This is a genomic window from Pseudomonas sp. ok266 (assembly GCF_900110195.1).
Lineage (GTDB): Bacteria > Pseudomonadota > Gammaproteobacteria > Pseudomonadales > Pseudomonadaceae > Aquipseudomonas > Aquipseudomonas neuropathica.
In genome coordinates this window covers 123,190-144,023 of record NZ_FOCU01000014.1, presented here as the reverse complement: position 1 = coordinate 144,023, position 20,834 = coordinate 123,190, and the positions used below count along the sequence as shown (strand labels likewise).

Annotated in this window: 23 protein-coding genes; 18 read left to right on the top strand and 5 right to left on the bottom strand. The window is 60.7% G+C overall.

Annotated elements, in window-relative coordinates:
- Window positions 1–6: 6 nt before the first annotated feature.
- The 18 genes from BMY54_RS24790 (at window position 7) to BMY54_RS24705 (ending at window position 15,672) form a co-directional block, all read left to right on the top strand.
- Window positions 7–1,557, top strand: coding sequence for an ABC transporter substrate-binding protein (locus BMY54_RS24790; RefSeq protein ID WP_093439273.1), 1,551 nt, complete (start codon window positions 7–9; stop codon window positions 1,555–1,557).
- Between the two features lie 15 nt (window positions 1,558–1,572).
- Window positions 1,573–2,334, top strand: coding sequence for a peptidylprolyl isomerase (locus BMY54_RS24785; RefSeq protein WP_093439270.1), 762 nt, complete (start codon window positions 1,573–1,575; stop codon window positions 2,332–2,334).
- A gap of 219 nt (window positions 2,335–2,553) precedes the next feature.
- Window positions 2,554–3,084, top strand: a complete 531-nt coding sequence (locus tag BMY54_RS24780) for a response regulator (RefSeq protein ID WP_093439267.1) — start codon at window positions 2,554–2,556, stop codon at window positions 3,082–3,084.
- 81 nt (window positions 3,085–3,165) lie between these two features.
- Window positions 3,166–4,872, top strand: a complete 1,707-nt coding sequence (locus tag BMY54_RS24775; RefSeq protein ID WP_093439264.1) for a GspE/PulE family protein — start codon at window positions 3,166–3,168, stop codon at window positions 4,870–4,872.
- Window positions 4,853–5,656 carry a hypothetical protein gene (locus BMY54_RS24770; RefSeq protein ID WP_093439260.1) on the top strand — a complete coding sequence of 268 codons (804 nt, stop codon included), beginning with the start codon at window positions 4,853–4,855 and terminating at the stop codon, window positions 5,654–5,656. Before BMY54_RS24775 ends, BMY54_RS24770 begins: the two co-directional genes overlap by 20 nt.
- A 1-nt stretch (window position 5,657) precedes the next feature.
- Window positions 5,658–6,203 (top strand): PilN domain-containing protein, encoded by a 546-nt coding sequence (locus BMY54_RS24765; RefSeq protein ID WP_093439257.1) that lies wholly within the window; start codon window positions 5,658–5,660, stop codon window positions 6,201–6,203.
- Window positions 6,190–6,738 (top strand): GspMb/PilO family protein, encoded by a 549-nt coding sequence (locus tag BMY54_RS24760; RefSeq protein WP_093439253.1) that lies wholly within the window; start codon window positions 6,190–6,192, stop codon window positions 6,736–6,738. The genes BMY54_RS24765 and BMY54_RS24760 overlap by 14 nt, the downstream gene beginning before the upstream one ends.
- A complete protein-coding gene (locus BMY54_RS24755) occupies window positions 6,738–7,250 on the top strand; it encodes a hypothetical protein (protein ID WP_093439249.1) in 513 nt (170 codons plus the stop codon). Before BMY54_RS24760 ends, BMY54_RS24755 begins: the two co-directional genes overlap by 1 nt.
- The gene (locus tag BMY54_RS24750) at window positions 7,247–9,094 is read left to right on the top strand and encodes a secretin N-terminal domain-containing protein (protein WP_093439246.1); all 1,848 of its coding nucleotides are present in this window, start codon (window positions 7,247–7,249) and stop codon (window positions 9,092–9,094) included. The genes BMY54_RS24755 and BMY54_RS24750 overlap by 4 nt, the downstream gene beginning before the upstream one ends.
- 2 nt (window positions 9,095–9,096) lie before the next feature.
- Complete coding sequence (locus BMY54_RS24745) at window positions 9,097–9,570, top strand: type II secretion system protein (protein WP_093439243.1); 474 nt, start codon at window positions 9,097–9,099, stop codon at window positions 9,568–9,570.
- Between the two features lie 5 nt (window positions 9,571–9,575).
- The gene (locus BMY54_RS24740) at window positions 9,576–9,950 is read left to right on the top strand and encodes a type II secretion system protein (RefSeq protein ID WP_007919395.1); all 375 of its coding nucleotides are present in this window, start codon (window positions 9,576–9,578) and stop codon (window positions 9,948–9,950) included.
- Entirely contained in the window at window positions 9,925–10,476 is a 552-nt protein-coding gene (locus BMY54_RS24735) for a type II secretion system protein (RefSeq protein ID WP_093439240.1), read from the top strand. Before BMY54_RS24740 ends, BMY54_RS24735 begins: the two co-directional genes overlap by 26 nt.
- Window positions 10,473–10,865 (top strand): curli production assembly/transport protein CsgE, encoded by a 393-nt coding sequence (gene csgE / locus BMY54_RS24730; protein WP_093439237.1) that lies wholly within the window; start codon window positions 10,473–10,475, stop codon window positions 10,863–10,865. The genes BMY54_RS24735 and csgE overlap by 4 nt, the downstream gene beginning before the upstream one ends.
- On the top strand, window positions 10,862–11,293 hold the full coding sequence (locus tag BMY54_RS24725) for a curli assembly protein CsgF (protein WP_093439234.1): 432 nt from the start codon (window positions 10,862–10,864) through the stop codon (window positions 11,291–11,293). The genes csgE and BMY54_RS24725 overlap by 4 nt, the downstream gene beginning before the upstream one ends.
- 29 nt (window positions 11,294–11,322) lie before the next feature.
- Entirely contained in the window at window positions 11,323–12,183 is an 861-nt protein-coding gene (locus BMY54_RS24720) for a CsgG/HfaB family protein (RefSeq protein WP_093439231.1), read from the top strand.
- Between the two features lie 796 nt (window positions 12,184–12,979).
- Window positions 12,980–13,696, top strand: coding sequence for a hypothetical protein (locus BMY54_RS24715; protein ID WP_093439228.1), 717 nt, complete (start codon window positions 12,980–12,982; stop codon window positions 13,694–13,696).
- 1,328 nt (window positions 13,697–15,024) lie between these two features.
- Window positions 15,025–15,396: a DUF6124 family protein gene (locus BMY54_RS24710; protein WP_093439225.1), complete on the top strand. Its 372-nt coding sequence runs from the start codon at window positions 15,025–15,027 to the stop codon at window positions 15,394–15,396.
- A 72-nt stretch (window positions 15,397–15,468) separates the two neighbouring features.
- A complete protein-coding gene (locus tag BMY54_RS24705) occupies window positions 15,469–15,672 on the top strand; it encodes a type II toxin-antitoxin system RelB family antitoxin (RefSeq protein ID WP_093439499.1) in 204 nt (67 codons plus the stop codon).
- An 86-nt stretch (window positions 15,673–15,758) separates the two neighbouring features.
- On the opposite strand, the gene BMY54_RS24700 is transcribed toward BMY54_RS24705, so the two are convergent.
- The 5 genes from BMY54_RS24700 to BMY54_RS24680 form a co-directional block, all read right to left on the bottom strand.
- Window positions 15,759–16,052 (bottom strand): type II toxin-antitoxin system RelE/ParE family toxin, encoded by a 294-nt coding sequence (locus BMY54_RS24700; protein WP_081265248.1) that lies wholly within the window; start codon window positions 16,050–16,052, stop codon window positions 15,759–15,761.
- Window positions 16,033–16,239 carry a type II toxin-antitoxin system RelB family antitoxin gene (locus BMY54_RS24695; RefSeq protein ID WP_093439222.1) on the bottom strand — a complete coding sequence of 69 codons (207 nt, stop codon included), beginning with the start codon at window positions 16,237–16,239 and terminating at the stop codon, window positions 16,033–16,035. Before BMY54_RS24695 ends, BMY54_RS24700 begins: the two co-directional genes overlap by 20 nt.
- A 310-nt stretch (window positions 16,240–16,549) precedes the next feature.
- Complete coding sequence (locus BMY54_RS24690; protein WP_093439219.1) at window positions 16,550–18,001, bottom strand: curlin; 1,452 nt, start codon at window positions 17,999–18,001, stop codon at window positions 16,550–16,552.
- A 27-nt stretch (window positions 18,002–18,028) separates the two neighbouring features.
- Window positions 18,029–18,493 (bottom strand): curlin, encoded by a 465-nt coding sequence (locus tag BMY54_RS24685; protein WP_093439216.1) that lies wholly within the window; start codon window positions 18,491–18,493, stop codon window positions 18,029–18,031.
- A 72-nt stretch (window positions 18,494–18,565) separates the two neighbouring features.
- The gene (locus BMY54_RS24680) at window positions 18,566–20,800 is read right to left on the bottom strand and encodes an Ig-like domain-containing protein (protein ID WP_093439213.1); all 2,235 of its coding nucleotides are present in this window, start codon (window positions 20,798–20,800) and stop codon (window positions 18,566–18,568) included.
- Window positions 20,801–20,834: the final 34 nt, after the last annotated feature.

Genomic DNA, 20,834 nt, shown 5'->3' with positions numbered 1-20,834 from the left:
CGCGCCATGAAACGCTACCGCGTCCTCGCCATGGTCCTGCTCGCCGGCGTCAGCCTTGGCACGAGCGCTGCGCCGCTGACACCCGAAGAGGCGGCGGGAAAACGCTTGTACCGCCAAGGCTTGTCGGCCAGTGGCGAAGCGATCATGGCGCGGGTCGGCGCGGCGGATGTGTTGCTGCCGGCGACCAGCCTGCCGTGCGCCAATTGCCATGGCGCCGATGGCCTCGGCCGACCTGAAGGTGGCGTGCGTCCCCCCGAATTGAACTGGGCGCGACTGACCAGCACGTATGGCCAGCAACAGGTCAACGGCCGCAGCTATCCGGCCTACAGCGAAAGCACTCTGGCCACGGCCATTGAGCAGGGCCGAGACCCCGGCCACAACCGTCTCGACCCGAGCATGCCGCGCTTTCTGCTGTCGATGAAGGATCAGCGCAACCTCACCGCCTATCTCAAACGCCTCGCCGACGAACGCGACCCTGGCCTCGATGCCGAGACCTTGCATCTGGGCACCTTGCTGCCCAGCCAAGGGCCGTTGGCCGAGGAGGGCATGACCGTTGCGGCGGTGCTCAACGGCAGTGTCGCGCGGATCAATCAGGCCGGTGGCATTCACGGCCGGCAGTTGCGCTTGACGGTGATCGATCCCGGCCCGGACCGCGCCAGTGCCGAGCAAGCCTTGCAGCAGTTGATCGAGCAGGAGCAGGTGTTCGCCCTGATCGCACCGCTGGCACCGGCTCTCGACAGCGAACTGGGGGCTCGCCTGGAACAGGCCGGTATGCCGCTGATCGGGCCGATGTCGATCCTCGGCACCCTGCAGGCCAGTCCGCAGATATTCGAGCCGTTACCAGGCCTGCGTGAGCAGTTGATCGCGCTGGCCGATTACGCCACGGCCAGTTTGCGCGTGCTGCAAGGGCCGACACTGATTGCTTATCCCGATGACCCGATCCAGACGCAAGCCGCGCAAAACCTCGGCCAGTACTTGCAGGATCACGGCTGGCAGAAAGTCCATCTGCAAGCCTACGACCCGGCGGCGGATGCGCTGCCGCTGGGTTCGCGTTCGGTGTTTTATCTGGGCACTGGCGGCGGCTTCAGTCGTCTGGCGACGCGGCTGCAAAGCGCCGGGCAAGTGCCTTACCTGTTTGCCGCCTCTAGTCAGGTGGCGGGTGATCTGCTGCAAGTCCCCGACGGATTCACCCGGCGGGTGTTTCTCGCCTATCCGTTCGTGCCCAGCGATTGGACCCAGGCTGGGCGCATGGCCCTGACGTTACTGCGTGAAGGCCAAGGACTCGGCGCCCAGCACGCGGTGCTGCAAGTCGGCGCCTATGCCTCGATGTTGCTGCTCAGCGAAGGCATGAAGCAGGCCGGCCGCGACGCCAGCCGCGAGAAACTGGTGGCGGCGCTGGAAGGCCTGCACGACTTCGACACCGGCCTGACCCCGCGCCTGAGTTTCGGTCCCGGTCGACGGCTGGGCTTGAGCGGCGCGCATGTGGTTACCGTGGATTTGCCCGATCAACGTTTCTATCTGGTCGCACCCTATAAACCGATGGTTGCCAGCCCCTGAACGGAGGGCCCGATCATGAAACTCACAACGCTGATCTTGCTGCTGACTTGCTGGCTGCCGCTGGCGTGGGCGAATAACGAGCCGGCCGTGGCACGGGTCAACGGCACGGAGATTTCCGGGTTTCGCTTCGAGCGCTTCTTCGCCGAATACCTGGAAGATCAGGGCCGCGCGGTGACGAGTATTCGCAGCCCCAAGGCCTACAAGGAACTGCGCCAGGCGGCGCTGCAAATGCTGATCGACAAAGAATTGCTGTGGCAGGAATCGCAGAAACGTGGCCGGCAGATCGACGAGCAAGCGCTGCGTCAGCAGATCGAGCAAACCCGCATGGCCATCGGCGGCGCGGAAAAATTCGTCCGGCGCTTGCAGGACGCCGGTTTCGATGAGGCCTCCTTCACCGAGTACACCCGCCGCGAACTGGCGGCGCAGCAGATGTTCGCCGAACTGATCCGCGCCAATACCTTGCAACCCCGTCACCTGTTGATCCGCGTGCCCGTGCAAGCAGATGCAGCCACAGTGGCTCAAGCGCGTCTACGCTTGATGCAAATGCGCGCCTCGATTGTCAGCGGGGCGAGTTTTGCCAGCCAACCACTGCGTTCACCGTTTGGCTGGCATGTGATTTATTTGCCGAACCACTTGGAGGCCGCCGATGTCCCAGATTTACAGGGGCTGGATACAGTCAGGGCAGAGCTCGCCCGACAGCAACAGACCCAGGCTCGTCGTCAGGTGCTCGCGCAATTACGGGTGCAGAACAGGATCGAACGAATTGACGACGACTGAAGGTTCCCCCCCAATAGTGGGGAATGGCTTCGATGCCCATTCAGGTGCTTCCCCGTTTCTGGGGAACGGGGTACCAGGACGAGCGGGCATTGTCATTAAATTCAAGGACATGAAGACATAAAATTACCGGCGCTCAGCCTGGCATGAAGTGTGCGTTACCCCTGGTAAGGCGCACTCTCAGGGCGGGGTCATCGGACCTGCTGTTTCAAGGAGTCGACCTTGGTTAACAAAGTACTGGTTGTCGAAGACGAACAGCTGCTTGCACAGAACCTTCAGGATTATCTGTCGGCGCAGGGGCTGGACGTCGCGATTGCACATGACGGAGCGACGGCTATCGGTTTGGCCGGAACCTTTGCCCCCGACGTGCTGGTGTTCGATTACCGCTTGCCCGATATGGAAGGCTTTGAGGTGCTCGACGCGGTCCGCCAGAACAGGACGTGCCATTTTGTGCTGATAACGGGTCACCCGACCGCTGAAGTCTGTGAGCGGGCGCGGCAACTGGGGGTCAGCCACATCCTGTTCAAACCGTTTCCCTTGGCGGAACTGGCGCGGGCGGTCTGCGACCTTCTGGGCATCAAGCGTGAAGCGAAACCCGGTGCGAGCCCTTCCGAGGGCTTTGTCGAACGACGCCAGAGCAGGACCGAGAGCTTCCCGTTGCAGTTGTACGATGGCAGTTGGGTGTTGGCGGATCGGCGACGACAGTTGCACGCCATGGCACCGGACGACGATCAAATGCTCACCGGGGAGTAATGGCGCGAACAGACGTTCCGGCACTTGCCGCCAAGGTTTGCCGCGCCGACAGGGCTCTAAGCCCCGGTTGGAGAGCAAGCCATGGAACGTCTGTCCGTTGTCGTCGAACCGCTGCCGGCCGAAAGCGCCCCAGAGCGTTTTTCCAGTGAACAGCTTGCCCAGGCCCGGGCGCGGGCCGCCACCTCCGGCGAACGCGTCCTAGAAGCCCTCGGCGTACTCTGTGAACTGGCGCCGATGCCGTTCATTCACACCCTCGGCGCCACCCTGCATTACCCGGTGCTCGACACCGACAGCCTGTTTGCCGCGACGCCGGTGTTCGACCGGGTCACCCTCGCACAATGCCTGAAACGTGAATTCATCCTGCTGCGCCACAACGACGAAGTCATCGGCGTATTTGCCGACCCCTTCGACCCGGCGCGCTTGGCCTGGATCGACGATTGCCTGCACGGCGCGCCGCTGTACCTGGTGCACGCCGATGACCTCAAGGCGTATCTGGCCCGCCACGAAGAAAGCTTTCATGCCGTCGAATCGCTGAACGCTCAGGGCGACACTCACCACGAAATCGACACCCTGCAAAGCCTGTCGCTGACCAGCATCAGCGAAGACGCCAGCAGCGTGGTGAAACTGGTCAACTCGACCCTGTACGACGCGCTGAAAATGCACGCCAGCGACATCCATCTCGGCACCACCGGCCATGGCCTGGTGATCAAGTACCGCATCGACGGCGTGCTCAACAACATCAGCAAAGTCCAGGGCAACGAATTCGCCGAGCAGGTGATTTCGCGGGTCAAGGTCATGGCCGAACTGGACATCGGCGAAAAACGCGTGCCGCAAGACGGTCGCTTCAAGATCGGCATCAGTGGCCGCCAGATCGACTTTCGCGTGTCGATCATGCCGAGCATCTTCGGCGAAGACGCGGTGCTGCGGGTGCTCGACAAACAGGATCTCGCCGACAAGGTCTGCGGCGTGCAATTGCAGGCGCTGGGCTTTGAAGACGAAACCCTGCGCCAGTTGCGCCGCCTCGCCGCCGAGCCCTACGGCATGGTGCTGGTGACTGGCCCGACCGGCAGCGGTAAAACCACCACGCTGTACGCGATGATCACCGAGATCAACCACGGCGTGGACAAGATCATTACCATCGAAGACCCGGTTGAATATCAATTGCCGGGGGTGCTGCAAATCCCGGTCAACGAGAAAAAAGGCCTGACCTTCGCCCGTGGCTTGCGCTCGATCCTGCGCCACGACCCGGACAAAATCATGGTCGGTGAGATCCGCGACCCCGACACCGCGCAGATCGCCGTTCAGTCGGCGCTCACCGGCCACTTGGTGTTCACCACCATCCACGCCAACAACGTCTTCGACGTGATCGGCCGCTTCACCCAAATGGAAATCGACCCCTACAGCCTGGTCTCGGCGCTCAACGCGATTCTCGCCCAGCGCCTGATCCGGCTGGTGTGCGCCAGTTGCAGCGCACCGGTCAATCCAAGCGATGAAGAACTGCGCGCCTCGGGCCTCGATCCGCAGAAAGTCGACCACTACCACTTCGTCCACGGCAAGGGCTGCGGACACTGCCGGGGCAGCGGTTATCGCGGGCGCACGGCGATTGCCGAACTGCTGCACCTCGACGACGAACTGCGCCAGATGATCGTCGAGCGCCAACCGATCACCCAAATCAAAGCCCTGGCCTGTGCCCGTGGTTTGCGCCTGCTGCGCGAATCGGCGCTGGAGCTGGTGGAACAAGGTCGCACCACGCTGGAGGAGATCAATCGTGTCACATTTATCTCGTGAGCGTTTTGTCGCCGTGCTCGGCGCCAGCGGTGTTGGCCTCGGTCAGCGGCGCGGTAGCGACACCCTGTGGCTGGGCAGCGTCGGCTACATCGACGAAGGCTTCCAGAGTTACGCGGTGGCGCTGGACACCCTCGATCGCCTGCTCGGTGAACACGCCCGCGCCGGTGCCGAATTGAGCGTGGTCATCTCCGGGCATTTCAGCCGCTTCTGCCTGGTGCCATGGAGCGCGCAGATCAGCAGCCCGGAAGAACTGCGCGGCTTTGCCCAACTGTGTTTCGAAGACCTGTTCGGTCCACCAACCCAGCCGTGGAGTCTGGTGTTGTCCGCCGAGCCGGCCGGTTACGACCGCATCGCCAGCGCCTTGCCGCAAGACTTGCTCGAACGCCTGCGCACGCTGGTCAGTGCTCGCGGTTTGCGCCTGCGCTCGGTGCAGCCGTACCTGATGGCGGCGTTCAACCGCTTCGACAAAAGTCTCGATGCCGGCGACTTCCTCTTCGTCGTCGCCGAGCCGCAGCGCAGCGTGTTGTTGCTGGCGAGGGAAGGGCGCTGGGCTGGCGTGCGTTCGGTGGGCGGCAGCGACAGCGATGCCGCGTTGAATGCACTGATCGGTCGCGAACGGCAGTTGCAAGCCTCGACCAGCGAACGCGCCTTCAATGTATATCTGCATGCGCCGGCGCGGCTCGATGCGCATCCGGACGTGGCGGGGGTGCAACTGCGCACCCTTGAAGACGACGCGATGACCGTGCGTGACGGCTTGTACGTCATGTCCCGGGCGGTGGCCTGACATGCGCGCGCTTAATCTCGATTTTCAGCCACGGCCACGTTCCGGCCCGTTGGGCTGGAGCCTGCTCGGCGGCGGCGTGCTGCTGGCGCTGCTGTGCTTCGGCGTCCAACAGCACCTCGACGCGCACACCGAACAGCAACAAGGTCATCTGCAAACCACGCAGCGTCAGCTCACCGGTGACAGCGGCGCCAAGTCCACCCTGAGCCCGGCGCAAATCCGCGAGCAAGCGGTGAACCTCGCCGAGATGCGCAAGGTCTCGCAACAACTGCGCCGGCCGTGGGAACGGCTGTTCGCCATGCTCGAAGCGATGCCCCGCGATGACGTTGCGCTGCTGAGCCTGACCCCGGATGCCCGTAAAGGCCAGGTACGCATCAGCGCTGAAGCTCGGGATCTGCAAGCGATGCTCGATTTCCACAAACGGCTGGAAGCCAGCGACGAGCTGTCCGACGTGTCGCTGCTGAGCCACGAAATTGTCGTCAAATCGCCGGAACAACCGGTGCAATTCAACCTGTCGGCGACCTGGGAGATGGGCGATGCGAATCCCTAGACTGATCGTCCACGAATACCTGCAAGGCCTCGGCATTCCGGGCCTGGCCGGGTTGGCGCTGCTGCTGGTCGCCGTGGCTTGGGCACTCGGTGGCTTGCTGCCGGGCTGGCAATCGTTGCAGCACTTGAGCCAGCAGACTCAGGAAGCCAGCGCGTACCTGGCCAAGGTTGAAGACGGCAGCATCGCGCCGCCGGTGGTGCCGCAGCGTCAGCTCGACGACTTTCGCAACAAACTGCCGGCGCAGCCGCAAGCCACGGTCGCCATCGACCGCATCTACGCCCTCGCAGCCCAGGAGCACATCACCCTGGCGCGCGGTGAGTACGCCCTCGGTGTCGACCCGAAAACCCATCTGGCGCGCTATCAGATCCTCTTGCCAGTGCGCGGCAGCTACCCGCAACTGCGCCGCTTCGTGCACGCCTTGCTCGGTCAGTTGCCGGCAGTGGTGGTGGAAGACCTCGAATTGCAACGCAAGAAGATTGGCGACACCGACCTCAATGGCCGGATCCGTATGACCCTTTACCTGTCGAGGTCGTGATGAATACCAAGCGCGTGACAGGGTGGCTGGCGTTCTTCGGCGTGGCGGCGGCGCTGGCATGGTTGCCGGAGTATTTCTCGCCAAGTGAAGACGCCGATTCCAGCGAAGTAGCGGTCGCCACGCCGGGGAAAACCCGGGGCGCGCTGCCGGCCAGCACCGCCAAGGCCAAAGACGCGCCGATCAGGGACCTGAGCCCGGCCGGCGATCTGTTCGCGGCGAAATCCTGGAAGGCCGCGCCGACCCTGGCCACGGTCACCGAACAAGCGATCAACCCGGCCACAGTGGTGCAAGCCCCGAGCCTGCCACCGGTGCCGTTTCAGTTCGTCGGTCGGCTGCATGACCGCAGCGACCTGCAAGTGTTTTTGCAGAACGGCGAAAAGATCTACGTCGTGCGCAACGGGGATGTGATCGACGACACCTGGAAGATCACCGGCATTTCCGATCTGGAATTGAGCCTGGTTTACCTGCCTTTGCATTTGTCGCAGACCTTGTCTGTGGGGAGTACGCAATGAACCGTTCCCGTTTGCTGATGAGCCTGGGCCTGTGTGCCGGGCTGGCCGCGTGCAGCACTGCGCAGGTGGCCAATAAGGAAGCCGCCGACCTGATTGAACAGGGTCAGTACGAGGCGGGGCTGGCGCGGATCGAAGAAGGCCTGCGTGAAAACCCTCGCGACACCGAATTGCACCTGCTGCTCAACACCGGCCGGGCCAAGGCGATCACGGCGTTGCTGACGGCCGGCGACACCGACCGCGCGCGTCGCGATTTCACCTCGGCGCGCACTGCATACATGCGCGTGCTGACCATCGAGCCGAACAACCGCCGCGCCCAGGATGCCCTGAAGCAGATGGAGTACCTGCGCAGCATGGACGAAAAACTCGAGCTGGCCCGTGGCGATCTGCGTCGCGGCGACATCTACGGCGCTGATCGTCAGGTCAAACAGATCCTCGAACTCGACCCGGCCAATGAAGGTGCGTTGGAGCTGCAAGGCAACATTCGCCTGGTGCAGAGCCGCAACGTGATTGCTTATCCGCAACTGCGCACCAAGCTCGATCGACCGGTGACTCTGGAATTTCGTGACGCCAACCTCAAGACCATTTTTGAAGTGTTGTCGCAAGTCGCCGGGCTGAATTTCATCTTCGACAAAGACCTGCGCCCGGACATGAAAGCGACAATATTCGTGCGTGACGTGCGCATCGAAGACGCCGTGACCTTGCTGCTGCAACAGAACCAGTTGCACCAGAAAGTGGTGAACGAAAACACCTTGCTGATCTACCCGGACTCGCCGCAGAAAGTGAAGGATTACCAGGAACTGGTAATGCGCACCTTCTACTTGACCAGCATCGACGCCAACACCGCGCTGAACATGGTGAAAACCATGCTCAAGACCCGCGACGTGTTTGTCGACGAACGCCTCAATACCCTGACCATGCGCGACACCGAAGATGCCGTGCGCATGGCCGAGAAACTTCTGCAATCGCAAGACCAGTCCAACCCGGAAGTGGTGCTCGAAGTGGAGGTGATGGAAGTCGCCACCCAGCGCATTCTCGACCTTGGCCTGCAATGGCCGAGCACTTTCGGCGTGGTTAACAGCGATGGTTCGCCGGTCACGCTGCTCGGGCAACTCAAGGGCATCAACTCCGACCGCATCTCCATCGGCCCATCGCCGCAGGCCAAGATCAACGCGCAGGACAACGACATCAACACCCTCGCCAGCCCGGTGATTCGCGTCAGCAACCGTGAGCAGGCGCGCATCCACATCGGCCAGCGTGTGCCGATCATCAGCGCCACCTCGGTGCCGTCGACACAGGGGCCGGTGATCACCGAAAGCGTGACCTATCTGGATGTCGGTCTGAAGCTCGAAGTGACCCCCACCGTACACCTGAACAACGAAGTGGCGATCAAGATCGCCCTGGAAGTGAGTAATGCCACGCCGCTGGAGCCGACCCGCCAAGGCACGATCCCGGTGCAGGTCGATACCCGCAACGCGCAAACTTCGCTGCGTCTGCACGACGGCGAAACCCAGATCCTCGCCGGGCTGGTGCGCAACGACCACGGCGCCACCGGCAACAAGATTCCCGGCCTCGGTGACATTCCCGGACTCGGCCGCTTGTTCGGCAGCAACAAAGACACCATCGGCAAATCCGAACTGGTGCTGTCGATCACCCCACGGATCGTGCGCAACCTGCCGTACCAGAGCCCGTCGGACATGGAATTCTCCACCGGCACCGAAACCAGCATGCACATTCAGGCACCGGATCGTTCGCAGAGTTACGTGATGCCGTCGCCTGCCGCGCAGCCACGTGCCGTCGGTGAATCGGCCGTGGCCACCACCCGCGTCACTGTCGAGAAGCCTTGATCATGAACGCCTCCCAACGCGGTTTCACCCTGATCGAAGTCGTGGTGACGCTGGCCCTGATCGGCCTGTTGGCGAGCATGGCTGCGCCGCTGACCGAGACCCTGGTGCGGCGTGGCAAGGAGCAGGAATTGCGCAACGCGCTGTACCAGATTCGCGATGCCATCGACGCCTACAAACGCGCCTTCGATGCCGGGTACATCGAGAAGTCGCTGAACAGCAGCGGCTACCCGCCGAACCTGAAAGTGCTGGTCGAAGGCGTGCGCGATGTGCGCAGTGCGAAGGGCGCCAAGTTCTACTTTTTACGCCGCATCCCGCGCGATCCGCTGGTGCCGGCGAAACGGGATGACGAAGGGGGTTGGGGCGTGCGCGCCTACGACAGTTCGGCTCAGATCCCGCGCGATGGCGAGGACGTCTTTGACGTCTACTCCCACGCCCGGGGCAAGGGCCTCAACGGCATCGCCTATCGCGAGTGGTGAACCTCATGCGCCGGGAAAAAGGTTTTACCTTGCTGGAGCTGATGGTGGTGATGGCGATCATCGCCACGCTGATGACCATCGCGCTGCCGCGCTACTTCAACAGCCTCGAAGCGTCGAAGGAAACCACCTTGCGCCAGAGCCTGTCGGCGATGCGCGAGGCGCTGGATCACTTTTACGGCGACACCGGGCGGTATCCGGATTCCATCGAGCAACTGATCGAACAACGTTACCTGCGCAACGCACCACTCGATCCGATCACCGAACGCAAAGACCAGTGGGTGCTGATCGCGCCACCGGACGGCGTTGCCGGCGGCGTGGCTGATATCAAAAGCGGTGCTACCGGGAGGGCGCGTGATGGCAGCCAGTATTCCGAGTGGTAACCGTGCGCAGCAGGGCGGCTTCACTTACCTGGGCGTGCTGTTCCTGATTGTGGTGATGGGCATGGGCCTGGCCAGTGCTGGCGAGTTGTGGTCGACCGCTTCGCGCCGCGACCGTGAACGCCAGTTGCTCTGGGTCGGCACTCAGTACGCGCAGGCGCTGCGCAGCTACTACCGCAGTTCGCCGGGGTTGGCGCAGTACCCGAAAGAGTTGGTCGATCTGCTCGACGATCAACGTTTTCCAGAAGCGAAACATCATTTGCGTCAGCTTTATCCAGACCCGATCGGTCAGGGTGAATGGGCAGTACAACGCGGTTTCGATGGACGCATCACCGGCCTCAACAGCCCGTCGACCGAGCTGCCGTTGAAGCAGGCGGGCTTCCCGTCGCAGTGGTCGGATTTCGAAGGCATGCAGCGTTATTCGGACTGGCAGTTCGTGGCTGAAAAAGCCTTTCTTGAGGGCACTGGCACTAGTAGCGGGGGCCCGGCCAAAGGCCAGTCAAATTTGCCGCAGGCGTTGCAGCCATGACTCGCCAATGGTGGTGCGCGCTGATCCTCACCGCTGTGGCGTGCTGCGCCCACGCCGGTGAAGAAGACGAAATGATGGGCTTCATCGTCGACGACACGATCTCGCACATCGGCCACGACTTTTACTACTCGTTCAGTGAACGCCTGCGTGACACCAGCCCAATGGATTTCAACCTGGTGGTGCGCGAGCGGCCCGACGCGCGCTGGGGCAGCCTGGTGACCGTGGAATATCAGCAACGCCTGGTTTATCGGCGCTTCCTGCCGCCGAACACCGTGGAACTGAAGGACGAGGCCTACGCGGCCGCCGACTGGGTTCGACGCCAGGTTGTCCAGCGCAAGCTGGAGGCTCTGTTGCAGGACACCACCGACCTTGAGAAGGACGAATTATGAACAGCACAACGTTCTCACGGCGCAGCGGATTCTGGATCTCGGGGTTGTTGATCGGGCTCGCCAGCGTTGCGGCTGTCCAGGCCACTGAACTGGTCTACACGCCGGTCAACCCGTCGTTCGGCGGCAACCCGCTCAACGGCACCTGGCTGCTCAACAACGCGCAGGCGCAAAACGATTACGACGACCCTGATCTCAAGAGCCGTTCGACCGTGGCCGGCACCTCGGCGCTGGAGCGCTTCACCAGTCAATTGCAATCGCGGCTGCTAGGGCAGTTGCTGGACAACATCTCCACCGGCAACACGGGGAGCCTGTCCACCGACTCTTTTATCGTCAACGTCATCGACGACTCCGGGGCACTGAGCATTGAAGTGACCGATCGAGCGACCGGTGAGGTTTCGGAAATTCAGGTGAACGGCCTCAACCCATGACGGGCTGACGGTTCCGGGGAGTGATGGACATGAAAAAGATCATCGCGTTAGGGCTGCTGTTGGCGACATTACAAGGGTGCAGTCTGCGTGAGCCGATGTCGGCCGAGCAGGACACCGAAACCCCGACCTTGACTCCAAGGGCTTCGACTTATTACGACTTGCTGAAGATGCCGCGCCCCAAGGGGCGGTTGATGGCGGTGGTGTACGGCTTCCGTGACCAGACCGGGCAGTACAAACCGACGCCGGCGAGTTCGTTTTCCACCAGCGTGACTCAGGGTGCGGCGTCGATGTTGATGGACGCGATGCAGGCCAGTGGCTGGTTTGTGGTGCTGGAAAGGGAAGGGCTGCAGAACCTGTTGACCGAGCGCAAGATTATTCGCGCGTCGCAGAAAAAGCCGAATACGCCGGTGAATATTCAGGGTGAGCTGCCACCGTTGCAGGCGGCGAACATGATGCTCGAGGGTGGGATCATCGCTTATGACACTAACGTGCGTAGCGGTGGGGAAGGGGCGCGGTATCTGGGGATTGATTTGCAGCGTGAGTATCGGGTGGATCAGGTGACCGTGAATTTGCGGGCGGTGGATGTGCGCAGCGGGCAGGTGTTGGCGAATGTGATGACCAGCAAGACGATTTATTCGGTGGCGCGTAGCGCGGGGATTTTCAAGTTTATCGAGTTCAAGAAGTTGCTTGAGGCGGAGGTTGGGTATACGACGAATGAGCCGGCGCAGTTGTGTGTGTTGTCGGCGATTGAGGCGGCGGTGGGGCATATGGTGGCGCAGGGGATTGAGCGGCATTTGTGGCAGGTGGCGGGGGACGCTTCTGTGCCTGGGCAGGATGATGTGTTGAATCGGTATTTGACTCAGAACAAGGTTGATCCTGAGGCGGAGTGAGCTGTTGGATCTTTGAGCTTGGCGGCCTGACAGCCGACCAGGCTCTCTCGGTCGAAACCGGTTTAAACCTGTAGGAGTGAGCCTGCTCGCGATAGCTATCTCTCAGACACAGTTGCTATTGCGGATGTACCCAAATCCTTGTGGGAGCTGGCTTGCCAGCGATGGCGGCCTTATAGCCGACCAACCTCTGGCAGATGTATCCAGTTCCAACTGTGGGAGCGAGCTTGCTCGCGAAGGCTTTCTGTCAGGCGGTGGGGTTCTTTCTGATTGAGTACATATCCATTCCTGCGGCAATGGCCACCTAGGGTTTCGCCCTTACGGCGACTCACTTTTTTTACAAACGCCTAAAAAAAGTAAGCAAAAAAACGCTTGCTCCTACGTGCGGCCCGCTCGCTGGGGCTCGGGGTTCCTTCGCTGCGGGATCGATCCGGGCGCAGCGCCTACGGTTTGCTTCGCTGCACCTCCTCTCGCTGTGTTTGGCTGCGCCAAACGGTCGCTGCGCTCCCACGCCCGGATCAATCCCTCCACTCAGCCTTCCGACGTCGCCCGTGGGTCAAGATCAAGAGCTGCAGCCGAGCTAACGCTCATCCTGTTGAGTGGGGCGGCTTTGCCGCTTGGGTTGTACGCACATTAAAACTGTGGGAGCGAGCTTGCTCGCGAAAGCGGCGTGAAAGCCGACCAATCTCTGTTTGAATACACTGAACCAAACTGTGGCTTTCCCTTCGTCACGATTGGGCTTTTTCGGAGGGGTGACGTTAGAATGCCATCACTTTCGCAATTCAAAAGGAATGAATAAGTGCTGATATTGTTCGGGCTGGTGTTTGTGCTGACTGTCGTGTTTGCCGTTTATGGGGTGGTTGGCCTGATAGCGCCGAAGGTATACAGGAACAAAAAAACCGGAAACGTTCCCGGCCGGTTGAGCAGTTTTCTGACGGGGATAATCCTGACGTCGCTGTCCTTCGCTCTTCTGACCTATCTCTCTACCCAGATTGAGCATGCCGGTAGATCTGAGGTGGTGTCCGCCAGCGCCAACCGCAACGCTGCGCCTTCAGCGACCTCGTTGGGGCTGACCGCTTCCGAATTCCATGACGCGTTCAACGCTGCCATTGGCCGATACAATAAAAATTATAAAATCGCCGACTTTGAAGTTCGGACAGGCGGAGCCCAGCCGACGTTTTTGTATCAATTGAGCAAGGATCTGCTGATGCAGGGAACCATTGATACGAATGATGCCAACGTAGATGGCGTGACCCTGATGGTTTTTTCGCCGAGCGGCAGCGAGGAAGAACAACGGCAGATATTGACTGTTTTGCTTGCGACGACTGAGGCGCTCAACCCCGACATCCCGGTGGAGGAAAACAAGAAAATCGTCATGGACGTGTTCCATGAGTCTATTGTGAATTTCAACTCCAAGGTGGGCGTCCAGCGGATAGTCGGCGACCTGACTTACTCATCGATCACGCTTGAATACACGGGATTGTGGTTCGTTATCACAAAGAGCAACAAGAGCTGAGTGTTCACCAGCACATAAACATCCGCGACCTCTTCATCAGGAAGTCGCGGGTTACCCGTATCCAATTCCCCGCTATCGCAAAGCGTTTGCCTGGCACCGCCCATCCTTTCTGAATGCATCCAATCGGTGTGGGTTTTGATTTTGCTTTTCTGTCGCAGCTGCGGTGCGACGATTCGACTTGCCAGCGATGGCGGCCTGACAGGCAACAAATCTCTTCCATCTGCACTCAGTTCCCCTGTGGGAGCGAGCTTGCTCGCGAAGGCTTTCTGTCAGGCGGTGGGGTTCTTTCTGATTGAGTACATATCCATTCCTGCGGCAATGGCCATCTAGGGTTTCGCCCTTACGGCGACTCACTTTTTTTCAAACGCCGGAATGCCGGCCCAGCAAAAAGTAAGCAAAAAACGCTTGCTCCTACGTGCGGCCCGCTCGCTGGGGCTCGGGGTTCCTTCGCTCCGGGACCGATCCGGGCGCAGCGCCTACGGTTTGCTTCGCTGCACCTCCTCTCGCTGTGTTTGGCTGCGCCAAACGGTCGCTGCGCTCCCACGCCCGGATCAATCCCGGAACGAAGCCTTCCGACGTCGCCCGTGGATCAAGATCAAAAGCTGCAGCCGAGCTAACGCTCATCCTGTTGAGTGGTGAGAAGCACGGCGTGCTTGGCTTTTGATCTTCGTAGGAGCTGAGCTTGCTCGCGAAGGCGGCCTGACAGCCACCCAATCTCTTGCTGACAGCACGCGATTCAATTGTAGGAGTGAGCCTGCTCGCGATAGCTATCTCTCAGACACCAGTAGCTATTGCGGATGTACCCAAATCCTTGTGGGAGCTGGCTTGCCAGCGATGGCGATCTATGAGCCGACCAATTCCCGCCGGTTGCTCTCATTCACTGTAGGAGCTGCCGAAGGCTGCGATCTTTTGACTCTGATTTTTTAAGATGAATATCAAAAATCAAGATCAAAAGATCGCAGCCTTCGGCAGCTCCTACACATGCGTATTTCAATTCGGGATGTTTAAAGGATGTTTCGATTTTGCGGAACCTTCCCACAAGGTTTTCAGGTTGTCCGTCGGACGTCTGGTCTCTAGCCTGTATTCGTCGCTGCCAATTCAGCGACCGGGCGTGGAAACCCGAGTAACTACAGAGCGCACAAGCGCCATTCATAACGTATCCTTGCGCACCTTCACTGTGTGCACTTTGTTATGGCGGCTGTGCGTGGGAGACCTTGTGTCTGCCGGGTTGCCTCTGTCCCGGGTTTCCAACCTGCGTACAGCTGCCACCTATTCGCTTGGAAACCGAATGGGGGGCCAGCTATAACCGTCATACAGGGTAAATAATCATGAAAAAACCAACACCCAACCCCCCAGAATCAGACACCAACACCACATCCCCCTACGCCTCCGTCGACAGCAAAAAACTCCACGAAGCCGCCGACCGTGCCCTCGACTTCTACCTCAACCCCACACCTCACATCATGTCCAGCACCAACGAGCCGGAACCCATGTACCTCGCCAACCCCAGGTACAACACCGAATCCCTGCTGGCCAACGCCAGCGAAACCCTAGGCTCGGCCAGCGAAATGCTGATCAACTTCGCCGCCTCGCTGGAAACTTCACAACGCAAGACAGCATTGGGCATCGCTCAAGTCGTCATGCTGGGCGAACTGGCGGTGAATCAAGCGCTGGATCACGTCGAGTTGAAGGATGGCTGATTGATCGTTCCCACGCAGAGCGTGGGAACGATCAAGAACAGAAACCGCGATTACACTCAGTCCGGAGGCACCATGGATCCCCTGTTTTCCTCAACCGTTCCAGAGTTCGAAAGCGAAGAACAAGCCGCCAGCTACGACCATTGGCTCTGTGCCAAAGTCCAGAAATCAATGAATGACCCACGCCCCAGCATTCCGAATGAGCAGGTAATGGCAGAGATGAAGGCATTGATGGCGGAACAGCGAATCAAACATGAGGCTCGTGAGGCGTTGCGCTAGGAAGACCCGGTTCCTAAAGATTGATCGTACCCAATAAAAAAACCGCGCTCCTGAAGGCAGCGCGGTTTTTTTTGTTGATGAATGGCTTAGAAAGAATCGCGTCTCGGATACTCCTGACGCGCATGCAGAACGTTCACGATTTCGATCCGATCTGTCACTCGATAAATGATCAGATAGCTGGAATTTACGACGATCTCCCGAGTGCCGGTGATCCGGCCTGATCGATAGAGATAGGGATGATCAGGAAGATAAGCTATGGCCTTTCCAACTGCCTTCAAGATCTCTTTGGCTGCTCCAACATTCCTTTCGACTATGTATTCGAGCACTGTTACCAGCTTCGCCCGTGCTTCGGGCCTCCACTCAATCGGCCTCGAAACCATTGTCTTTTGCCTTAATCAAGGCATATATCTCGGCCATTACTTGTTCATGCGAAAGATTCGGACGCGGATCATCGAGAGACGCTTGTACTTCCGCCCTGAACCAGCGGTCATAGCTCGCAGCCTGTTCTTCAGGATCAAGATCCGAGACGACTGGGCATAGCGGGTCAATCATCTTTGGGTCGATCATGGCACCTCCGGGATCAATGCCTGGAAGTCTATTCGGTAAGGGGAATGTTGTCGTGGTTGTCTGGATGATTTGCACGTCGGTCGAGCTCCGTAGGGTTCAGGTTGTCCCGAAAAATCCTAGTCGCTGCGCTTCCGACGGCCAACCGCTAGACGTGGTAGGAAAACGTGCAGGTTTTCCATAAACCATTCATTTTTCTGTAGGACGTGGCGCGTCTGGGCTTTAAACAACGCGTGTCGTTGATCGGTCCTACGGACACAAAAAAACCGCGACCCCCCTCACCAGAGAATCGCGGCCCATCAACACCCAACCCCTACTGCTGCAAAACCGTCGCCTGGTTAGCCGACCCGAACTGCTGAATATTCGCCGTCTGCGTAACCCCACTCTGATCGACATTGGCAATGTTCCCCGTCCCGCCCTGGGTCACGTACGCCACGTTCATCGTGTCCGCCTGTTTCACCGTGATCATGTTGTCACTGCCATACAACTGCGCGGTATACGCCTGGTTGCCAGACCCGGACTGATCAAACTCAGCACTGTTGCCGGTGCCATTCGAAGAACCCTGCACCAGGTTGCCCGTGCCGCGCTGATCCGAGATCAAAATGTTGTCGCTGCCGTTCTGATCAAAATACAGCTCGTTATACGACTCCGCCTGACTGACCGTGGTCTTGTTGCCAGCCCCGGTCTGGTGCGTGGTCATCACATGGCCGACGCCATCCTGAGTGAAGCTGGCGATGTTGCCATTGCCCGCCTGGGTGACGGTCGCACGCTGGTTACTGCCGAACTGTCCACCCGATTGCGGGCCTTTCCAGTTGCTGGCGTAGACCTTGTTGTCATTGCCCACCGAGGTGGCGCTGAGCGTGTGGCCGTCGCCGCTCTGATAGGTGTAGTGGACGTTGCCATTGCCGACTTGATACAGCGCCAGTGTCGAGTTGACCGATTCGAATTGGTCGGCGTAGATCGCGTTGCTGTTGCCGACCTGGGTGACGGCGGCGCTGTTGTTTTCGCCGAAGCTTTGGTCGACCACGGTTTCGTTGCTGTCGCCGTATTGGTTGACGGTGGCCTGACTGGCGAGTTGCGCGTCCTGCCAGATTTCGCTGCCGTTGAGGTTGCCGAACTGGTTGATGGTGATGTTGCCGCCGGTGCCGTTGCGCTGGTCGCCGTAGGCGTAGTTGCTTTCGCCGGCCTGGTTGATGCCGATCTGGCCGCCGTTATGAGTGACCTGTTCGGCGGTGCCGTAGTTGGCGGTGCCGTATTGGGTGATCACTGAACTGTTGCCGCTGCCTTCATAGAGTTGTTCGATGTTGGCTTCGTTGCTGTCGCCGAACTGGAAGGTTTTGCCTTCGCTGCCGTTCTGCGAATCCTGATAGATGAACGAGAAGTTGCCCGTGCCTTGCTGCTGTTGCAGCGCGCTGTTCGGTGAACCGAAGCCCAACGACTGGCTGGCGTGGGCGGTGTTGAAGGCGCCGATCTGTTGTTGGGTGATGGTGGCGTTGTCTTCGTAAAGTTGTTCGGCGTAGCCGGCGTTGTAGTCGCCGACCGCGTCCTGGGTGATCACGCTGCTGGCGTGGTCTTGCACGGCGGCGGCGTCGTTGCCCTGGCCCAGTTGGGTCTGGGTGGCGGTGCTGAACGGTGCCTGGGTCTGTTTCACGTCGGCGATGTTGGCGGTACCGACCTGGCTTTGGTTGGACAGGCTGTCGTCGGCCATCGCCTGGGCACTGATCATGACCAGGAGGGCGGCGGTGAGGGGCGTCAGTTTGAACATGATGATCTCTCCGATGATTTGCAGTGCTTAGCGATATTGCTTGACCGAAACGCTCATGCCGTTGCCCGACTGGGTCACGGCGCTTTGCAGCCCCGCGCCGGCCTGCTCGATGCTGGCGTCGTTGTTGTTGCCGTTTTGCGAAATCTGCGCGCGGTTGTGGCTGCCGTTCTGAGTGATCGAGGCGGCGTTGCCGGAACCGTTCTGGTTGATCAGCGCCATCAGGTCGCTGCCCTGTTGCAGGATGTACGCCTCCTGATTGCTGCCCGATTGCACGATCTGCCCGAGCAGCGACTGACCGTTCTGTTGCAGCAGGGCGACGTTGGCCTGGCCGAGTTGGTCGATCAGGGCTTGCTGACCCACCGGTGGGGGCAGTTCGCCGAGGTCGCTGCTGGTCGGGGCCAGGTCGTCGTTGTCCATCAGGTCGTCGGCGCGCACGCCTACTGTGCTGCACAGCAGGAGCAGGCAAAGCAGGGCGGCGGTCGGCGTGTTCATGGCTCACATCCTGTCAGGCGTTAACCGGTTCGAAGTCGGCCCCAGCCACCCGCAAGTGGCTGGGGATCAGGCTTACAGCGTGGTCACCGAGACCGTGCGCACGGTGCCCTGGGACGAGCGGATCGTCGCGGTCGGGTTGGCCGATGGCACTACCGTCGTGTTGTTCAGCGTCAGCCGCCAGCGTCCGGTGACCGGTACGGTGGTGGTGCCGAGGGTGACCAGCCCGGTCGGGGTGGTGACCTGCACGGTGATGGTGTTGCCGGTGGTCACTGACGAGGTGCCGGTGAAGTCCCAGTTGAAGCGCCCGCCCGAGCGTGCCTGCACTGTGGAAGCGGTAACGGTGAAGGTTTCCGCTGCTGGCCGTGGCGACACTTGCACCGTGACCGTGGCCGGCGTCGACAGGGCGCCGAAGCTGTCCCGGGCGATGTAGGTGAAGGTCGTGGTGAACGCCGTGGTGACGGTGGCCGGTGGGGTGTAGGTGATTACCGTGCCGTCAGTGCTGACCGTGCCACGGCCGGCGGCCGGTTGGGTCAGGCTGGCGACGCCCAGCGGTACGTTGCCTTCCGGATCGGTGTCGTTGGCCAGTACGTTGATCGGGATCGCAACGCCCAACGTGGCGACGCTGTCGGCGACGGCGGTCGGTGCCCGGTTTGGCGCGACGGTGATCGTCACGGTGGCCGGGTTGGCCGAGGCCAGACCTTTGGCGTCCTGCGCTTTGTAGGTGAAGGTCGTGGTCAGTGGCGTGTTGACCACGGCTGGCGGCGTGTAGACCACGGCGGCGGTGCCGCTGAGGGCGACGGTGCCTTGGCCGGCCGCCGGTTGGGTCAGCGCGGTGATGCCCAGTGGGTTGTTGCCGTCGGGATCGCTGTCGTTGGTCAACAGGCTGAGGGTGATCGGCACGCCGAAACTGGTGCTGCCGGTGTCGGCGTTAGCGATCGGTGCCTGGTTTTCTCCGGTGTCCGGTGCGGTGCCGACCACGACAACCGGCTCGGTGTCACTGCCACCAGCGGCGGATTTCACCGTCACGGTGGCCGGTGGCTGAGTCAGGTCGGCGACGGTGATGCGCTGCAAGGTGCCGGACTTCGATAGACGTCCGTAACCTTGCGCAACCATGTCCGGGATCGCTACTTCATCGGTCGATGTCGCTTCGATCAACAAGGTTTTGTTGGACCAGTTGTAGCGCGCAGTCTGCACTTTCACCACGTCGGTGAGCTTGCTCGACACCGATGTCGGGCGTGTGGTCCCGGCCGGGTTGGTCGCGGTCACGACGATGACTGACGGCAGGGTGCCGTTGCCCAGGCGCTGACCGAAGAACAAACCGGTATTGTCACCGGTCAGGCTGGTCTGGCAAGGCGTTGGCGGAGGGCCGGGCAGCAGCGCCACCGTTTCGCGGAAGCACAGGGTCGAGCTGCTGTCAGCCTTGGCGAACACTTCGGCACGCACACCGGCCGAGGTGCGGCGATAGGTGGCGCGGTCGAGTTCGACAGCGGTTTGCTGACGGTTGTCGAGCACTTTGCCGGCGACGGTAAACAGGCTGGTTTGAATCGTACCCGCAGCGGATGGCCCGACAATGCGTACGAAGTTGGTGTCGAACGGGCTGCCGGTCACGGCCTCGGTGAGGTTCGGATCACCGACGAAAGTTTCGACACCGCCGCTGTCAGGATTCACTTCGGTGTAAGGGCCGTTGACGCTGCGCAGGAACGGGCCAATGGCACCGGTCAATGCGCCGCTGAAGTTGCCCGGCGCGCCGATGCCGATGTCCTTGGTGATGTTGATCGCACGGCGCCCGGGGGTGGTGACGTTGACCGTTTCGACGCCATACGGGTGGGTGATGGTGTATGTGCCGGCTACGGGAACGTTCACCCGGATGCGAATTCGCGCGAAAGCTATTTGATCGCCGTCCACCGGATTACCGGAGGAAAACGCTGCTTCTATCCCCGCGACATAAGCGTCCATGCCATAGCCCGCGCCGTTGTTGGGAATAGTGGTTTCGGCGAGAAACCAGAAGGCTTCCGGCGGCCAGTTGTCGGGGAACACCATCGGCAGGCTGTCATCGAAGATGCCCGGTTCCGGCAGCAGCGTGCACATGTAGGCCGGTGGCGTGCTGACCGCTACTCGCGAGCTGGCGGCGCGCGACTGGCAGAGCTCCATCGACAGCAGATTGTTGTCCTGGTACCACATCGGGAATTTCCCGGTGGCAAAGGTGTAGGGGCCGGGGTCGACGGCGGCGAGTTGCGCATAGGCACTGCCGGTCAGCGAGAGAGCGAGCCCGAGCGCGTTGAGCGCAAAGCGTGGCCACTTGTTCATGATGCCTCCTGATGCGGATCTGGGCATGTGAGCG

Excerpts from the sequence above, each read along its gene's own strand:
- BMY54_RS24765 (WP_093439257.1), top strand. The coding sequence starts at position 5,658 with ATGCGCGCGCTTAATCTCGATTTTCAGCCACGGCCACGTTCCGGCCCG.
- BMY54_RS24690 (WP_093439219.1), bottom strand. The coding sequence starts at position 18,001 with ATGTTCAAACTGACGCCCCTCACCGCCGCCCTCCTGGTCATGATCAGT.
- BMY54_RS24705 (WP_093439499.1), top strand. The coding sequence starts at position 15,469 with ATGGATCCCCTGTTTTCCTCAACCGTTCCAGAGTTCGAAAGCGAAGAA.
- BMY54_RS24785 (WP_093439270.1), top strand. The coding sequence starts at position 1,573 with ATGAAACTCACAACGCTGATCTTGCTGCTGACTTGCTGGCTGCCGCTG.
- BMY54_RS24755 (WP_093439249.1), top strand. The coding sequence starts at position 6,738 with ATGAATACCAAGCGCGTGACAGGGTGGCTGGCGTTCTTCGGCGTGGCG.
- BMY54_RS24735 (WP_093439240.1), top strand. The coding sequence starts at position 9,925 with ATGGCAGCCAGTATTCCGAGTGGTAACCGTGCGCAGCAGGGCGGCTTC.
- BMY54_RS24720 (WP_093439231.1), top strand. The coding sequence starts at position 11,323 with ATGAAAAAGATCATCGCGTTAGGGCTGCTGTTGGCGACATTACAAGGG.
- BMY54_RS24695 (WP_093439222.1), bottom strand. The coding sequence starts at position 16,239 with ATGATCGACCCAAAGATGATTGACCCGCTATGCCCAGTCGTCTCGGAT.
- BMY54_RS24740 (WP_007919395.1), top strand. The coding sequence starts at position 9,576 with ATGCGCCGGGAAAAAGGTTTTACCTTGCTGGAGCTGATGGTGGTGATG.
- BMY54_RS24710 (WP_093439225.1), top strand. The coding sequence starts at position 15,025 with ATGAAAAAACCAACACCCAACCCCCCAGAATCAGACACCAACACCACA.
- BMY54_RS24790 (WP_093439273.1), top strand. The coding sequence starts at position 7 with ATGAAACGCTACCGCGTCCTCGCCATGGTCCTGCTCGCCGGCGTCAGC.
- csgE (WP_093439237.1), top strand. The coding sequence starts at position 10,473 with ATGACTCGCCAATGGTGGTGCGCGCTGATCCTCACCGCTGTGGCGTGC.
- BMY54_RS24760 (WP_093439253.1), top strand. The coding sequence starts at position 6,190 with ATGCGAATCCCTAGACTGATCGTCCACGAATACCTGCAAGGCCTCGGC.
- BMY54_RS24700 (WP_081265248.1), bottom strand. The coding sequence starts at position 16,052 with ATGGTTTCGAGGCCGATTGAGTGGAGGCCCGAAGCACGGGCGAAGCTG.
- BMY54_RS24775 (WP_093439264.1), top strand. The coding sequence starts at position 3,166 with ATGGAACGTCTGTCCGTTGTCGTCGAACCGCTGCCGGCCGAAAGCGCC.
- BMY54_RS24750 (WP_093439246.1), top strand. The coding sequence starts at position 7,247 with ATGAACCGTTCCCGTTTGCTGATGAGCCTGGGCCTGTGTGCCGGGCTG.
- BMY54_RS24685 (WP_093439216.1), bottom strand. The coding sequence starts at position 18,493 with ATGAACACGCCGACCGCCGCCCTGCTTTGCCTGCTCCTGCTGTGCAGC.
- BMY54_RS24680 (WP_093439213.1), bottom strand. The coding sequence starts at position 20,800 with ATGAACAAGTGGCCACGCTTTGCGCTCAACGCGCTCGGGCTCGCTCTC.
- BMY54_RS24725 (WP_093439234.1), top strand. The coding sequence starts at position 10,862 with ATGAACAGCACAACGTTCTCACGGCGCAGCGGATTCTGGATCTCGGGG.
- BMY54_RS24745 (WP_093439243.1), top strand. The coding sequence starts at position 9,097 with ATGAACGCCTCCCAACGCGGTTTCACCCTGATCGAAGTCGTGGTGACG.